General features: G+C 61.8%; 10 protein-coding genes. 6 read left to right on the top strand and 4 right to left on the bottom strand.

Features of this window, described 5'->3' with window-relative positions:
* Positions 1 to 2: 2 nt before the first annotated feature.
* Both araD1 and GVN17_RS00480 read right to left on the bottom strand, forming a co-directional pair.
* Positions 3 to 995, bottom strand: coding sequence for an AraD1 family protein (araD1, locus tag GVN17_RS00475; protein WP_166593269.1), 993 nt, complete (start codon positions 993 to 995; stop codon positions 3 to 5).
* A 12-nt stretch (positions 996 to 1,007) separates the two neighbouring features.
* Complete coding sequence (locus GVN17_RS00480; RefSeq protein WP_166593270.1) at positions 1,008 to 2,321, bottom strand: MFS transporter; 1,314 nt, start codon at positions 2,319 to 2,321, stop codon at positions 1,008 to 1,010.
* Positions 2,322 to 2,541: 220 nt separating this feature from the next.
* Between GVN17_RS00480 and GVN17_RS00485 the strand changes: the two genes are divergently transcribed.
* The 6 genes from GVN17_RS00485 (at position 2,542) to GVN17_RS00510 (ending at position 12,228) form a co-directional block, all read left to right on the top strand.
* Positions 2,542 to 4,296, top strand: a complete 1,755-nt coding sequence (locus GVN17_RS00485; protein WP_166593271.1) for an IlvD/Edd family dehydratase — start codon at positions 2,542 to 2,544, stop codon at positions 4,294 to 4,296.
* Between the two features lie 230 nt (positions 4,297 to 4,526).
* The gene (locus GVN17_RS00490; protein ID WP_166593272.1) at positions 4,527 to 5,249 is read left to right on the top strand and encodes a FadR/GntR family transcriptional regulator; all 723 of its coding nucleotides are present in this window, start codon (positions 4,527 to 4,529) and stop codon (positions 5,247 to 5,249) included.
* Between the two features lie 588 nt (positions 5,250 to 5,837).
* Entirely contained in the window at positions 5,838 to 7,085 is a 1,248-nt protein-coding gene (locus GVN17_RS00495; RefSeq protein WP_256665028.1) for an HlyD family secretion protein, read from the top strand.
* Positions 7,082 to 8,332 (top strand): hypothetical protein, encoded by a 1,251-nt coding sequence (locus GVN17_RS00500; RefSeq protein WP_256665029.1) that lies wholly within the window; start codon positions 7,082 to 7,084, stop codon positions 8,330 to 8,332. The genes GVN17_RS00495 and GVN17_RS00500 overlap by 4 nt, the downstream gene beginning before the upstream one ends.
* Position 8,333: 1 nt before the next feature.
* Positions 8,334 to 10,499 carry a glycosyltransferase family 2 protein gene (locus tag GVN17_RS00505; protein WP_166593273.1) on the top strand — a complete coding sequence of 722 codons (2,166 nt, stop codon included), beginning with the start codon at positions 8,334 to 8,336 and terminating at the stop codon, positions 10,497 to 10,499.
* A gap of 283 nt (positions 10,500 to 10,782) precedes the next feature.
* Complete coding sequence (locus GVN17_RS00510; protein WP_166593274.1) at positions 10,783 to 12,228, top strand: efflux transporter outer membrane subunit; 1,446 nt, start codon at positions 10,783 to 10,785, stop codon at positions 12,226 to 12,228.
* Positions 12,229 to 12,395: 167 nt separating this feature from the next.
* On the opposite strand, the gene GVN17_RS00515 is transcribed toward GVN17_RS00510, so the two are convergent.
* Complete coding sequence (locus GVN17_RS00515) at positions 12,396 to 13,088, bottom strand: sensor histidine kinase KdpD (RefSeq protein WP_166593275.1); 693 nt, start codon at positions 13,086 to 13,088, stop codon at positions 12,396 to 12,398.
* The gene (locus GVN17_RS00520; protein WP_166593276.1) at positions 13,085 to 14,689 is read right to left on the bottom strand and encodes a response regulator; all 1,605 of its coding nucleotides are present in this window, start codon (positions 14,687 to 14,689) and stop codon (positions 13,085 to 13,087) included. The genes GVN17_RS00515 and GVN17_RS00520 overlap by 4 nt, the downstream gene beginning before the upstream one ends.
* Positions 14,690 to 14,785 lie beyond the last annotated feature (96 nt).

Consider the following 14,785-nt stretch of genomic DNA (forward strand, 5'->3'; position numbering starts at 1 on the left):
GATCAGAGCTGAGTAATGCCACCCGGCTGAAACACCGCCTCGATCGCGGCGATTCCGTTGACCAACGGCGCGCCGAACTCCCGTTGGCTGATCTCGAAATGATCGCCCGGCTGGGTCTTGATGCCATCGGCAAACGACAGGGTCGCGGTGCCGAAAAAGTGCACGTGCACGTCGCCAGGCCGCAGGAACTGGCGGTATTTGAAGTGGTGGTATTCGAGGTTTTCCAGGCTGTGACACATGTTGGCCTCGCCGCTCAGGAATTCCTTCTCCCACAGCACCTTGCCGTCGCGCAGGATGCGGCTGGTGCCCGCCAGGTTTTGCGGCAAATCGCCGACGCGCAACTCAGGGCCGAACGAGCAGGCACGCAGTTTCGAGTGGGCCAGGTACAGGTAATTCTTGCGTTCCATGACGTGGTCGGAGAACTCGTTGCCGATGGCAAAACCCAGTCGGTACGGCTTGCCATCGTTGCCGATCACGTACAGGCCGCTCAGCTCAGGCTCTTCGCCCGCGTCTTCGGAAAACGGCGGCTGCGGGAAGGCTTCGCCGGGACGGATCACGATGCTGCCGTCGCCCTTGTAGAACCACTCCGGTTGCACGCCCGCTTCACCGGCTGCGGGTTTGCCGCCTTCGATGCCCCATTTGAAGATGCGCATGGTGTCGGTCATGGCCGACTCGTCGTTGCCATGCTGGTGCATCTTGTCGCGAGCCGAAGCACTGCCCAAATGCGTCAGGCCGGTGCCGCTGACCAGCAGATGCGCAGGGTCCGGGTGATCGAGTGGCGGCAGGATGCGAAGGTCGGCGCGCAGCTGCGAATAATCGTGGCTGTCGCCCAGGCCGTGGCTGTCGACCTGTTCGGCGAGAGAGATTTTCTTGTCGATGGCCGCCAGCGCCAGGTCGCGGGTACTGGTCGCGCCTTGCACTTCCCGCACCAGCGCGCCGTCCACCAGACCGACGCGACGCTGGCCGTTACCCAGCTCGAATTGAACCAAATGCATGAGTTTCTCCTTTTAGCGTGAACGGGCGCTGGCCGCGAATTTGGATTCCGGCAGCACGTGTTTGCGTTCCAGCACGCGGTACACGATGCCGGTCAGAATCAATCCGAAGACCATCACGCCCGAGAGGAAGTACAGGCCGCTGGCCAGATTGCCGGTCAGTTCTTTCAGCCAGCCAATGACGAACGGCCCGATGTAGCCGCCGAGGTTGCCCACCGAGTTGATCAACGCGATACCGGCTGCCGCGCTGGCACCGGCGAAGAAGCGCCCCGGCAAGGTCCAGAAAATCGCGGTGCAGGAAAACAGCGAGAACGCCACCAGGCACAGCGCCGCCAGTTGCAGCACCGGCACGCTGAGGAAGGCGCTGAAGAAAAGCCCGATCGCACCGATCACATAAAGGAAGGCCAGATGGCCGTAGCGGTCGTTCAAACGGTCGGAGCTGCGCGGGATGATCAGCAAGCCGATGATGCCGAAGATGTAGGGCACGGCCGACACGAATCCGGTGACCAGGTCGCTGCCACCGAACTGTTTGATCAGCGTCGGCAGCCACAGGCCCAGGCCATAGATGCTCAGGGTCACCGGTAAGTAGAACAGCGCCAGCAGCAGGACGCGTTTGTCCTTGAGGGCGTGCAAAGGGTTGCCGTGACGGGTCTGGCCGTATTCCTCCAGGTCCTTTTTCAGCTCGCCGGTCAGCCATTCCTTCTCGACCGGGTCCATCCATTTCACGTCTTTCGGGCCGTCCGGCAGCCAGCGCAGTACCGGCCAGGTCAGCAGGATCGCAGGCGCGCCAATGCACAGGAACAGCCATTGCCAGCCGTGCAGACCGCCGACGCCTTCCATGCCCAGCAGGCCGCCGGAAATCGGGCCGGTGATCATCATGGCGATGGGTTGCGAAAGGATGAACAGGCCGAGGATTTTGCCGCGATGGCGCACCGGGAACCACTGGGTGATGTAGTACAGCACGCCAGGAAAGAAGCCCGCTTCCGCCGCACCGAGCAGGAAGCGCATCACGTAGAAACTGGTCGGGCCCTGAATGAAGGCCATGCCCATGGTGATCGCGCCCCAGGTGATCATGATCCGCGCGAACCAGCGCCGTGCGCCGAAGCGTTCGAGCATCAGGTTGCTGGGGATTTCCAGGAGGAAGTAGCCGATGAAGAACAAGCCCGCACCGAGGCCATAAGCCGCATCGCCGATGCCGACGTCCGCGCCCATGTGCAGCTTGGCGAAGCCCACGGCGGAACGGTCTACATACGCGATCAGGTACAGGAGGATCAGAAACGGGATGAGTTTCAGGGTGATGCGACGAATAAGCCTGAGTTCCTGGCTCATGTAAGCAGTCTCCACGTTGTTTTTGTTATGGAAGCGTCGGAGATCGCCTCTGCCTTCGTGTGTGCCAGGTGGTTGAGTACGCGGCGAGCAGGGTCGTCTCTCGATGGGAAACGACTATATAGTAATACTATTTGAAGTGACAAGACTTCCACTCTGGGCTTTTTAGGCCTATTTTAATCAGCACGTGACGTTTTAAGTCTTACAATAAGAGTGCTGATTTATGTCTGATTCCCCTTCCAATACCCACAAGAAACCTGTCCTGCGTTCGGCCCAATGGTTCGGGACCGCTGACAAGAACGGCTTCATGTACCGCAGCTGGATGAAGAACCAGGGCATCGCCGACCACCAGTTTCAGGGCAAGCCGATCATTGGCATCTGCAACACCTGGTCCGAACTCACCCCCTGCAACGCGCACTTCCGCACCATCGCCGAACACGTCAAACGTGGCGTGATCGAGGCCGGTGGTTTCCCCGTTGAATTCCCGGTCTTCTCCAACGGCGAATCGAACCTGCGCCCCACCGCCATGCTCACCCGCAACCTGGCGAGCATGGACGTGGAAGAGGCGATTCGCGGCAACCCCATCGACGGCGTGGTGCTTTTGACCGGCTGCGACAAGACCACCCCTGCGTTGCTGATGGGCGCGGCCAGTTGCGACGTTCCGGCCATCGTCGTCACGGGCGGGCCGATGCTGAATGGCAAGCACAAGGGTAAGGACATCGGCGCCGGGACCATCGTCTGGCAGATGCACGAGTCCTATAAAGCAGGCCAGATCAGCCTCGATGAATTCCTCTCCGCCGAAGCCGGGATGTCGCGCTCGGCGGGCACCTGCAACACCATGGGCACGGCCTCGACCATGGCCTGTATGGCCGAAGCGCTGGGCACGTCCTTGCCGCACAACGCAGCGATTCCGGCAGTGGATTCGCGGCGTTACGTGTTGGCCCACATGTCCGGCATGCGTGCGGTGCAGATGGTCAATGAAGACCTGCGCCTGTCGAAAATCCTCACCCGCGAGGCGTTCGAAAACGCTATTCGTGTCAACGCGGCGATTGGCGGTTCGACCAACGCGGTGATTCACCTCAAGGCCATCGCCGGGCGCATCGGCGTCGATCTGGAGCTGGACGACTGGACCCGCATCGGTCGCGGCACCCCGACGCTGGTGGACTTGCAGCCTTCAGGGCGCTTCCTGATGGAAGAGTTTTATTACGCGGGCGGTCTGCCTGCGGTACTGCGCCGCCTGGGCGAGAACAACCTGATTCCCAACCCTGAAGCCTTGACCGTGAACGGCAAGTCGCTGTGGGAAAACGTGAAGAACTCGCCGATCTATGGCGACGACGAAGTCATCCGCGCCATCGACAACCCGTTGGTGGCCGATGGCGGCATCTGTGTGTTGCGCGGCAACCTCGCGCCGCTGGGCGCAGTCCTCAAGCCTTCTGCGGCGACCCCTGCACTGATGAAGCATCGCGGCCGCGCCGTGGTGTTCGAGAACTTCGACATGTACAAGGCGCGGATCAACGACCCGGAGCTGGACGTCGACGCCAACAGCATTCTGGTGATGAAGAACTGCGGGCCGAAGGGTTATCCGGGCATGGCGGAGGTCGGCAACATGGGCCTGCCGGCCAAGCTGTTGGCCCAGGGCGTGACCGACATGGTGCGGATTTCCGATGCGCGCATGAGCGGCACAGCCTACGGCACAGTGGTCTTGCACGTGGCGCCGGAAGCAGCGGCGGGCGGGCCGTTGGCGGTGGTGCAGGAAGGCGATTACATCGAGCTGGACTGCGCGACCGGGCGTCTGCATCTGGACATTCCACAACAGGAACTGGATGCCCGCCTCGCCGACTGGCAAGCGCCGCAAAACAAGCTGATCGGTGGCTATCGCCAGTTGTACATCGACCATGTGATGCAGGCTGACCAGGGGTGTGATTTTGATTTCCTGGTCGGGATGCGTGGGTCGGAAGTGCCTCGGCACTCCCACTGATGGACTACCGGTGAAGCCTCCTGTGGGAGCGAATTCATTCGCGAAAAGGTTGGCAGACGACGCATCTGTATGGGATGTACCGCCTTCGCGAATGAATTCGCTCCCACAGAATGACGTCTGCCAACTACGCCACCGGTATCTGCGATACCCTCCGACATCTGCACCCGCGCCCTCCTCCCCGCCAATGCTATGATGCGCCGCATTCATCGTTCAGGATTGCCCCGCGCCCCATGGATTACCGTAAGCCCTCCGACCGCAAGAGCATGCATTCGCGCATTGTCCAGGACATCGGCATGCAGATCGTTTCAGGCCGCTTCAAACCTGACGACAAGCTCCCCGCCGAAGCCCTGCTCTGTGAGGAATACGCGGTCAGTCGGCCGGTGTTGCGGGAGGCAACGCGGGTATTGGTGGCGAAGGGCTTGGTGTATTCACGGCCTCGCGTGGGCACAGTGGTCAAGCCTCGTCGCGAGTGGCACATCCTCGACCCGGACGTGCTCCATTGGCTGATGCAAAGCTCGCCGCAGAATGAATTCTTCGCGCTGTTGACCAGCGTGCGCAGCATCATCGAACCGGCCGCCGCCGCCCTTGCCGCACAACATGCCACACCGGATGAAGTCGCCGGAATCAGCGAGGCCTACGAACGCATGGCGGCCGCGCCGACCGTCGAAGAGGTGTTGCAGCCCGACCTGGATTTCCACAGCCGCATCGCCGACGCCACCCACAACGACCTGCTCGCGCACCTGTGCAACATGCTGTCGCTGGCGTTGCGTGAAGCGTTGAAGCATTCCAACAAGCGCCCGAACCTGCACGAACTGGCGTTGCCGCGACACAAGGCCATTCTCACCGCCATCGAAAACCGCGACGCCCTCGGCGCCCACCACGCGACACTGGTGCAACTGGACGATGCGCGCAACGCGCTGAATGTGGTGTTGGGGCAGGGGGTGAAGTTATAGGGCCGACGGCTTGTACCGAAGACGTAGGCGCGCCGCGGTCAAGGCTTTTGATTCTGGGCGGAGCCCGTAGGAGTTGGCTTGCCTACGATCTGGCGCGAAGCGGCAGCAAAACCTGCGCATGCAGCCTCGAAATGTTTATATCTTTTTGATCTTACGCAGGGCATTAGTCACGCGTTTCGGCAAACGATAGTGCAAATGACTCGGCGTTCTTGATGAAGATTTCTCTATAAATAAACCACTTACCGCCCCTTACTCCACCACGATTTTCCGTATCCCTCCGCCAAAATACGGCAACAATCCGACGCCAAACAATGAGCGCGTGCGGGTCATTGACACTCAAAAACTTCCCGCCTAGCGTAAGGCCAGTGATCGTTTTCTCCTGCCTGGATCACTGCCGCTGCACTTCAACAAGACGGGACGTATCCAGCCTTTTCAGTCCTGCGCTTTCAGCGAACAGATCCTGTACATCGCCACGTTCGGCGACGCTTTCGTATGCCTGGGTTCAGCTGTCGTCTACCTGACGCGTTCACGCGGCCTGCGCCCGTGGCCGCGAAATGATTTCTGCATGCTTGGCCTTGAGGTACTGGAATGACCAATTTATCGATCGAGCCGATCTCGATGACGTCCGGGGTGCCTGCCAGGCCGCGTTTTTTCACGCTGTCGCTGTTGCCCCGGCTGGTGGGGTTCAGCGTGTTGTTCTTCATCGTCTGGCTGCTGTTTTCCACCCTGTTCCTGCCGCTGCTGTCCTCGTCCGCCACCCGGGCGATTCTGAATGCGCCGGTGATTCTGCTGACCACGCCCATCGACGGCGTTGTCAGTGCGCTGTCGATCAAGCCCGGCGAAGCGTTCGCCAAGGGGCAGACCATCGCCACCATCGAAAACCCACGGGCCAATCAGGAAACCCTGCTCACCTTGCAGACCCGTCGCCTGACGCTGGAGCAGCAATTGGCCTCGCTGAAAAGCCAGGCCGAACACGATCAGCAGTTCTACGACGCACTCGATAAAACCAGTCAGCAATACCAGACCGCCTACCACACGCAGCAGCTGTACGCGCAACGTGCGCTGCGGGCGGAAAGCGTGGCGGCCGACGCCCGTTTGCAGGATGCCCAAGCCACGTTGATGCGCAATCAGGAGCTGTTTCGCCAAGGCGCGGTGAGTGAAGCGGCGGTGACCTCTTCCAAGGCGCAACTGGCGTCGCTGCAAGGAGCGGCCGAATCGATTCGCTCGCAGTTGCGCATCAACAGTGGCGACGTGTCGGCGGCCAGCGAACAGGTGTACCTCGACCCCGATCAGTTGCGCATGTTTGACCTCCAAGCGCAGATGACCACGCTGCAGCTGAGCCTGGCGAATCAGACAAAGAACCGTGCGACGCAACAGGAAGAGTTGGACAACCTCAATCAACTGATTGAGACCGAACAGAACCGGGTCAGGCTGATGGCGGCGTACAACGTGGTCGCCTACGCCCCCGGCACCGTTCAGGAACTGGTCGCCCCGGAAGGCACGCTGGTCCGCGCCGGTGCCACGCTGGTGCGGGCCACCCACTGCAATCAGAGCAACGTGATCGCGGTGTTCCCGGAGCGGATGGCCAGCAAAATCACGCGGGACACGGTGCTGATCGTGGACGTCGCGGGCCTGAATCAGCCGCTCAGGGCACACGTCGTGCAGCTGCTGTCTAAACCCAGCGACACCCTCTCCGCCAATTACAGCGTGCCCTTCCCGTTCGCCGAGCAAAACGCCGTGTACGTGGTCGGCGCCTTCGATGACGACCTCTCGGAAAACGAACGCGCGCGGACCTGTAATCCGGGCAATTGGGTGACGGCCAAGGTGTCAGGATGAAACGCCTCGGGCTGGCCGGTTGCAGCGTGTGGCTGCTGACGCTGTTCAGCGTTCCGGTGATGGCCGATCAAAGCCGTCCGCAACTGGAACGGTTAACGTGCGCGGCGCTCGACCGTGCCGTGTTGTCCCTCGCCGACGGCCCCGTTTTGCTGGCGAGCTACCCCGCCTTCGAAGGCCATCCGCCCGCGATCATTGCCCTGCGCGGCGTGGCGTTCACCTACGACAACGCGCTGGCGAGCATCGCGCTGTTCGGCTGTGGCAAACCGCAATCGGCGGAGCGTATCGCTGACGCGCTGACGTACGCGGTGGACAACGACCCCGACTATCACGACGGCCGCCTGCGCAACGCCTACGTTGCCGGTTCAGTAAAAACCAGCGGGCCGATTCTGCTGCCCGGTTATTGGAGCCAGGAGCGCAACGCCTGGAATCAGGACGCGTATCAGGTCGGCAGTGCGACCGGCAATCAGGCGTGGGCCGTGCTGGCGCTGCTCGAAGCCTTTCGTCAGACCCAGACACCGCGTTATCTACAGGCCGCCGAAAAAATCCTGCTCTGGACCCAGCGCAACACCTACGACAGCCAGGCCCCGGCAGGCTTCATCGGCGGCTTCTACGGCTACCCGCCGAACCCGGTCCGTCAGGGCTGGAAATCCACCGAACACAACATCGATCTGGCCGCTGCGTGGGACGCGCTGAACCGCATCAAGGCCAGTGCCGAAAGCGCCACCCAAGCCAGGATCGCCCGTGATTTCGTCGACCGCCAATGGCTCGCCCAGGAAGGGCGGTTTCTGATCGGCACCCTCCCCGACGGCCGCACCGCCGAGCATCAGCGCTCGGGGCTGGACGCGCAGATCTGGCCATTGATTGCCGTTCGCCAGCCGCCCGCCGACTGGTCGCGGGTGTTCGGGTTCGTCGATCAGGCCCACCGGTTTGGCGAAGGTTACGGCTTCAGTCGCGATCCGGATGGCCTGTGGACCGAGGGCACCGCGCAGGCCGCAGCGGTCGCGCACCTCACCGGCGCGGCCGACAAGGCCTGCGCATTGTGGCCGGTGCTGATCGCGCAGCAGTCGACGGATGGCTGGCTGTTCGCGACCCCGCAGGCACAGATCAGCACCGGGCTGGCCATCGGCCCGGACTCCACGAGCAACGACTTTTTCTACTACCACCTGCCCCATCTGGGCGCCACGGCCTGGGCGGCGATTGCGGCCAGCGGCGTCAACCCGTTCACCGGCGCACAGGAGGCCAACTGACATGCACGCACTCGATGCCTTGCAACTCTGGCAGTTGAACCTCGGCACGCTGGCGATGGTGGTGCTGTTCGCGGCGCTGACCCACCGCAACCAGTGGTGGGCGCGGGCCGCGTTCGGGCTGGTGACCGGACTGCTGTTGATCAACTACGTGATCTGGCGATTCCGCGCCACCCTGCCCGACGTTCACTCAGGGTTCGCGGCCTTGTGGTCCTACACCTTCCTGTTCTTCGAAATGCTGGCGATCACCTACACGCTGGTGTCCATTGTCGTGATGCTGGTGCGCACCGATCACACGACCAAAGCGGACGCTGGAGAAGGTCGCCTGCGAAGTGCCGGCCCCCATGTGCCAGGAGTGGACGTGTTCATTTGCACGTACAACGAAGGGCTGGACGTGCTGGAAAAAACCATCATCGCGGCGCAGGCGATGGACTACCCCAATTTCAATGTCTGGGTGCTGGACGACACCCGCCGCGACTGGCTGCGCGACTACTGCGCAGAGAGGGGCGTGTATTACGCTCGCCGCGACAACAACGACCACGCCAAGGCGGGAAACCTGAACAACGGTCTGCGCCAGTCCGAAGCCTCGACCAACGCGCCGTACATCCTGGTACTGGACGCGGACTTCGCGCCGCAACAGCCGATCCTGATGCGCACGCTCGGATTGTTCGAGGACCCGAAAGTCGCGCTGGTGCAGACCCCGCAGTTTTATTACAACCCCGACCCGATCCAGCACAACCTGGGCTCGTCGACCTGTTGGGTGGACGAGCAACGGGTGTTCTTCGACGTGTTCCAACCGGCGAAGGATGGGTGGGACGCGGCGTTTTGTGTCGGCACGTCCTTCGTGGTGCGGCGCGATCGGATCAATGAAATCGGCGGCTTTCCTAAAGGCTCTGTCTGCGAAGACATCTACACCACGTATCGCCTGTTGCAGCGCGGCTACATCACCCGCTGGCTGAACGAGCGGCTGTCCATCGGCCTGTCGGCGGAAGGGCTGACCGAGTACATCAACCAGCGGGGTCGCTGGTGCCTGGGCACGATTCAGGTCGCGTTGCTGCCGGACGGCCCGTTGCGCGGGCGCGGCTATACGCTCAACGACCGACTGCATTACGTCCATGGTCTGCTGCACTGGTTCTCCAAGCCGTTCATTTTGATGATGCTGGTTTCGCCGCTGCTCTACTGGTATTTCGGCATTGCCGGGTTCTACGCGAAGCCGATGGATTTCCTGGCGTTCGGCATGCCTGCGCTGATCGCCTTCTGGGGCTACGGGACGTGGGTCACCGACCGGCGCACGCTGCCGATTTTCACCGAGGTGACGCAGATCGTGGCCTCGCTGGCAGTGACGGCCACGTTGCTCAGCGCGTTGATTCGCCCGTTCGGGCGGCCCTTCAAGGTCACGGCCAAGGGGCTGGACCGCTCGCAGACGATGGTCCACTGGAAACTCTTCGGGTTCTTTTTCTTCCTCACGCTGTTCGCGCAGATCGGCGCGTTCACGGCGATTGCCACGGCGGACACCTTCGATGGCAACGTGCAGTTCAACCTGTGCTGGACGGTGGTGGCCCTGGTGTACAACGTCGCGACGCTGGTGGCCTGCGTCGATCGCCCGAGGCTACATGGCGAAGAGCGTTTCCCGTTTCTCAAGCCCGCCGGGCTGCACTTGAGCGGTCGGATGTTTGCCGGACGCTTGACCGACATTTCCCTGAGCGGCGCGTCGTTCGCCTGTGAATTTTCGGCGTTGATCAGGCCGGGGCTGCGGGGCACGGTGTGGGTGAACAAGGTGGGCCGGGTGCCGGTGGAGGTCAAACGCCAGACCGGAGATGGGCGGCTGGGTTTGCAGTTCGTCGATCTGGACGAACCCTTGCGGCAGCGTTTGATTGGCCGGTTGTTCAGTGACGCCAACACCAACGTCGCGGGCCGGGCGAAACCGGGGATCGCGTTCAGCAGCTTGCTGCGGCGTTCGTTGATTGGTGAGAAGCGCCCGCCCTTGCTCTCGTATGCCCGTCGCGCACGGCAGCAGCGGGCCGAGCGTCGGCGGCGCCCGATGCCCGGTTTCAAGACCGTCAACCTGCGCCTGCCGGAAGGGCCAGCGCCCAGGGTGTCGGCGACGCGTGGGGAGTTCTGGACGCTGTTGCTCGCGCCGTTGCGGGCGTTGTTCGGGATGCGGTTGTAAGGAGCGCCCGGCTATCGCTCTCTACCCGATCTTCCGTTCGGGCGACTGGCCTGCTGCAAACGTGATCCCCACTGTAGGAGCGAATTCATTCGCGATGCGTCGGTACAAGCGGTGGGGATGTGTCGAATGTACGGCCCATTCGCGAATAAATTCGCTCCTACAGTTGAGGCCTCGTCAGGTTTGATGTTTCGCAGTGAACCGGACTTCTGAGGGATCTGCGCATCACCAAAATCCCATTGCCTTTTGAAATTGCAGGTCAAGCCATGTTAACGAGAGCACGCCGATGAACAGCCCACTACGCCTCTCTTTGCTCACCCTTGTGCTTCTGACCGGCTGCTCGCTGGAGCCGACTTACCAGCGCCCCGACCCACCCATCGATCAGCAATGGCCGAGCAACACGCAAGCGCCGGGCATGAATGATTCGAAGCTGGCCTTTCAGCAGGACTGGCGAACGTTCATCACCGACCCGCGCTTGCGTCAGGTGATCGATCTGGCCTTGTCGAACAACCGTGGCCTGCGTCAGTACGCGGCATCGGTGGCGGAATCCCGCGCCGAATCCGACGGTGCCCACGCTGCGCTGTTCCCCTCAATCGGTCTCAACACCTACGCAGGACGCAGCAAAATCCCACCCTTGGTGCGGACGCAAGGCGGCGGCGTGAGCTCGGGCAGCACAGACAACACCTTTCAGGCCACAGCCGGTTTCACGTCCTATGAGCTGGACCTGTTCGGCCGCCTGCGCAGCCAACGCAACGCCGCTGACGCGCGCTTCGAAGCCACCGAGGCGGATTACCAGACCGCCCGTTTGGGGCTCATCGGCGAAGTCGCCAGCACGTGGTTGAGCCTGAAAGCCAATCAGACGCTGCTCAATCTGGCCCAGTCCACCTTCGATTCCCAGCAGCATTACGGCGAGCTGTTGCGCAGCAGTTTCAACGCGGGTTCCACGGCACGCATCGACGTGCATCAGGGTGACGCGATGACCAACACCGCTGCCGTGCAGGTCAACACGTATCGCATGAAGGTCGCGCAAAACCTCAACGCCTTGCGTGTGCTGGTCGGTCAGCCCGTGCCCGATCAACTGCTGCCGGAGGGCGATCTGGGCGAGACGCTGGCCACCGCCGATGTGCCTGCGGGCTTGCCGTCGAGTCTGATCCAGCGCCGCCCCGATATTCTGTCTGCGGAGGCCTTGTTACGGGCGTCCAACGCGGACATTGGCGCGGCGCGCAGTGCGTATTTTCCGACCCTCTCGTTGACCGGCGCGTTGGGCAGCCTGAGTGGTGACTTCTCGAAGCTGCTCACTGGGCCTGCCGAGTTCTGGCAACTGGCGGCGGCCGGGTCGATGACGTTAATCGATGGGGGGCAGCGGCGGGCGCTGGTCGATGCCAGCCATGCGCGGTATGACGCCAACACCGCGGCCTATGAAGGTACGGTGCAGAACGCGTTTCGGGAGGCGGCGGATGCCCTGAATGCGCGCCAGGAAATGCTCGCGCAAGTCGCGGCGCAGCAGCGGTTGGTCAAGGATTATCAGGAAGCGTGGCGTCAGTCGCGGTTGCGTTTCGAGGCGGGGCTGGACAGCTATTTTTCGACCATGGACGCGCAACGCTCACTGTTCGCCGCCCAACAGGAATACCTGACGCTGGAACTGGCGCGGGAGGTCAATCAGGTGAATCTGTACAAGGCGCTGGGCGGCGGGTGGACGCCGCCGAAGCTCAATGTGGCGGATGCCAAATAACGCCCCATGTTGGGTGTGAAACTGCACACTTACCCGGTAGGGGCGAATTCATTCGCGAAAAATGGGGCAGACGACAGAGATGTATCGACCTTGCCAGCGCATCGCGAATGAATTCGCTCCCACAGGGGGAAAACGCAATGCCTACCCGACATTCGGTGCGGCTCGGCTCAAGGCAGAAAAATCCTGAACACCCCACCGCCCAACTCGCCGCCGTTGGCAATCTCGATATGCCCCGGCACGCCTTGCCGTTGGTGCTGACGGGCAATGTTCGCGGCGAAGTACAGGCCCAAACCGGTGCTGCCGCTGCTCTGGTTGATGCCGAGCACGTAGTCGGTCTGTTTCTCGATCATGTGTTCGGGGAAGCCCGGGCCATCGTCGTTGACGCTGATGACCAATTGCTCGCCCACCTGCCCCGCCGTGATCAGCACTGCCTTGCGGGCATAGCGAATCGCATTGATCACCACGTTCGACACCACCGAGCCGATCAGCTCGCGGTCGAAAAAACCCGGCAGGCCAAAGTCATCGACTTCATACCGTGCGACGATGCCACGGCTGGCGAGGACTTCCTGGTGAAACGCCAGTTGCGCTTCGATGAAGTCGTCCAGCTCGTGATAATCCGGGCGCAACGGCAGCTGATTCACGCCCAGTTTGTACAGGCCCAGCAGTTGCACGAGCATGCCGTTGAGGTGCGCGAATTCGTAGTCGATCACGCCCTGTTCCGGCGTGCCGCGATGGACCTCAGGCAGTTGCTTGATCCACTGCCCGTGGGCCTGGATCAACGACGCCAGGGAGTTCTTCATGTCGTGCACGGTGGAGGCGATCACCATGGAAAAATCCAGCCCCGAATCCTCGTCCGTCATTCGCCAAACGCCTTGAGTCGCAGTTTCTGATACCGCTCGTATCGCGGGTCGGTCTCGGGCATCTTGCCCACCATTTTCAGACTGTTCTGGCACTCCTTGAGGCTGGCGGCGTCGAGGTTCTGCACGCCCATGTGCAACAGCGACTGGGCCATGTTCAACGCGATACTGATGTTCTTGGGTTGCAGCGCCAGCCCCTGACGGAACAAGTCCTGAGCCTCGCCCAGCTTGCCCGCGCGATAACTGCGAATGCCTTGCATGTTCAGATCGATCGCCGCCTTGCCCGCACCGAGGATTTCCGGGTCGTCGGTCTGCCTGGCGATGTTCTGCATGACAGCCGGATCGTCGCCGTAGATTTCCGCGCAGCTTTTCAAGATCCCGGCACCGGCCGCTTCCTGTCCCAGTTGCTTGAGCTGTGACGCAACGGCCAACGCCGCATCGGCGCTGAGAAACTGCTCCATGCCGTCGAGACGTTCCATGGCCTGCGCGGTCAATTTGGCCGCCATTTCCGGATCGGAACTCGCGACACTGGTGGCCTTCATCAAACGCGCCCGCACTTGCAGACCGGCGTCGTTGGTGTGCTCCTTGGCGACGTCGCCCAGGGTCTGGTTGATTTCCACGCGGGTCCGCGCGTCGAAGCCCCGCTCGGCGCCCTTGCTGATCAGCGCCTGCGCAAGACCGAGGTTGGTTTCGGGGTCCTTGAAGCGAGAAAACTGACCTTGCGACACCGCCTGGCGGAACGCACGGGAGGCGCCGTCAAAGTCCTGATTCTCCAACGACAGCTTGCCCAGCAAACGCTGACGGCGCACGGCATAGGGCGACAGGCGCACGGCTTCTTCGAGCATTTTCTGCGCACGACGATTATCGCCGCTGGCAATCAGCACATCCGCCAGACCGTCGAACAGCACCGGCATCGCATTAAAGGTACGAATCGCTTCTTCATAGACCGTTTGCGCTTCGGCATTGCGATTGCGCTTGAACAGCAGCTTGCCCAACGCCGAATACGCCCAGGGTTGCGGGCGGTCAGCGAGGATGGACTTGAGGAACGCTTCCAGCGGCTCGTGCTGGTTCAGGTCGCGCAGTGCGTCGGCCTTGTAGCGCAGGCACAACGGCGCGAAACGCGGGTCCTGTTTGGTCAGGTTGACGCAGGCCGCCAGCACTTCAGCGGGCTTGCCACGGTCTAGGGCCTGGAGGATTGGCTTGAGCAGGGTCTTGCGCTGGACGATTTTTTCCAGACGTTGCGCCAGGCTGGCGCGGTTGAACGGCTTGGTCAGATAGGCGTCAGGCTCCCATTCCAGCGCGCTCATGACCATCGCTTGACTGTTTTCAGCGGTGACCATCACGAACACGCTTTCATGGCTGATCAGCCGGTCGGTCATCAGGTCTTCCAGCACCTGCTGGCCGTTTTTCTTGCCGTCACCCAAGTTGAAGTCGTGCAGGATAAAGTCATAGCGCTTCTGCGAGCAGGCCTTGATCGCCTGTTCGCCGTTGTCTGCGGTGTCCACTTCCTTGACGCCCAACTCGCGCAGCATTGACCTGACCGAGCTGCGAAAATCGGAGAAATCATCGACGATCAGAAAGGTTTTTTGGTTCCAGGCCAGCATCGAGATTCCTGTAGCGGGAGATAAATCAGCTCAGAGGCAGCCTCACAAGCATCAACGTCGAAGCACCCTTCGCGTGGCGCAGATGATAGCCAACAT

The sequence above is a fragment of the Pseudomonas sp. SLFW genome, from assembly GCF_009905615.1.
GTDB classification, from domain to species: domain Bacteria; phylum Pseudomonadota; class Gammaproteobacteria; order Pseudomonadales; family Pseudomonadaceae; genus Aquipseudomonas; species Aquipseudomonas bambusae.